The organism is Nostocoides australiense Ben110, assembly GCF_001050535.1.
GTDB classification, from domain to species: Bacteria; Actinomycetota; Actinomycetes; order Actinomycetales; family Dermatophilaceae; genus Nostocoides_A; species Nostocoides_A australiense.
In genome coordinates this window covers 3,613,884-3,615,307 of sequence record NZ_HG764815.1, presented here as the reverse complement: position 1 = coordinate 3,615,307, position 1,424 = coordinate 3,613,884, and the positions used below count along the sequence as shown (strand labels likewise).

Genomic DNA, 1,424 nt, shown 5'->3' with positions numbered 1-1,424 from the left:
GGCGGGCGCCGGAGGCGGGGGACACGGCATACAACGCGGTGTATCTCGGCGAAGCCGACGGGTGTTCCCGGCTCGCACTGCTGTTGCCGCCGGATCAGGCCGGAGACGGCTGGTTCACCCTGCGTGGCGAAGGGGCCGACCTCGAGCCCGTCGACGCCGAGGCCCTCACCACAGGCGTTGCCCTGGCCAATTGGCATGCGACACATACCCATTGCCCGCGGTGCGGCGCCGAGACCGAGATCGCCAACGCCGGCTGGACCCGGCGCTGCCCGGCCGACGGGAGCGAACACTTCCCGCGCACCGACCCGGCGGTCATCATGGCGGTGCTCGATGCCGACGACCGGCTGTTGCTGGCGCGTCACCCGAACTGGCCCGAGGGCCGGCTCTCGGTGCTGGCCGGGTTCGTCGAGCCGGGCGAATCGCTGGAGATGGCTGTGGCTCGCGAGGTGTTCGAGGAGGTCGGGGTCGTCGTGCGTGATGTGCGCTATCTCGGCGATCAGCCCTGGCCCTTCCCCAACTCGCTCATGCTCGGCTTCGAGGCGCGAGCCGACGACCCCACGCTGGTGCTGAACGAGACCGAGATCGCCGAGGCCTTCTGGGTGACGCGCGAGGAGTACCACGCCAAGGTCGACGAGGCCGCCTGGGGTGGCGGCACCTCCTTGAGCATCTCGCGCCGGCTCATCCTGCGGTGGCTGCATCGGGGCGGCTGACCGCGCCCTGGAAGGCCTGGGCCGATCACGTCAGGGACGAGGCTTTTCCAGGCCCAGGGCCGATCATCTGGCGGACCACCGGATGATCGCGGACGTCTTCAGGACAGCTTCTTCTTGACCTCGATGAGGGAGGGGTTGGTGGCCGTGCTGCCATCGGGGAAGAGCAGGGTGGGGACGGTCTGGTTGCCGTTGTTGGCCGACATGACGAAGGCCACCGCGTCGGGGTCGTGCTCGATGTTGACCTCGGTGTAGGCGATGCCCTCGCGGTCCATCTGGGACTTCAGGCGTGTGCAGTAGCCGCACCAGGTCGTCGAAAACATGGTGACGCTTCCGGCGGCCGGGGTCTCGACGGGCATACGGGGCTCCTTGAGGTGTGGGACTTACGGTGTGGATAACGCGGGACTGATTGGGACAACGTCGATCGGGGGTCGTACCTTCCCATCATGACCTTTCCCGACGCCGACGCGATCCTCGCGGCGCTCGATCCCGAGCAACGCGAGGTGGCGCGCACGCCGGTCGGGCCGATGCGGGTGATCGCCGGCGCGGGCACGGGCAAGACCCGCGCGATAACCCACCGCATCGCGTTCGGGGTCCGCTCCGGGGCGTATGCCGCGCCGCAGGTCCTCGCGCTCACCTTCACCGCGCGGGCGGCCGGGGAGATGCGCACGCGCCTGCGCGAGCTGGGCGTGGCCGGGGTGCAGGCGCGCACCTTCC

Annotated in this window: 3 protein-coding genes; 2 read left to right on the top strand and 1 reads right to left on the bottom strand. The window is 69.7% G+C overall.

The features are described 5' to 3' along the window. Nucleotides 1-710: NAD(+) diphosphatase (nudC, locus tag BN11_RS17705; RefSeq protein WP_053084172.1), on the top strand; the 710-nt coding region annotated here is incomplete at its 5' end. 98 nt (nucleotides 711-808) lie between these two features. Here the strand turns inward: nudC and BN11_RS17700 are convergent. Beyond that, complete coding sequence (locus tag BN11_RS17700; RefSeq protein WP_048699623.1) at nucleotides 809-1,066, bottom strand: mycoredoxin; 258 nt, start codon at nucleotides 1,064-1,066, stop codon at nucleotides 809-811. Nucleotides 1,067-1,153: 87 nt separating this feature from the next. On the opposite strand from BN11_RS17700, the gene BN11_RS17695 reads away from it, so the two are divergent. Next, nucleotides 1,154-1,424 (top strand): UvrD-helicase domain-containing protein (locus tag BN11_RS17695; protein WP_048699622.1); only part of this gene is annotated, 271 nt, incomplete at its 3' end.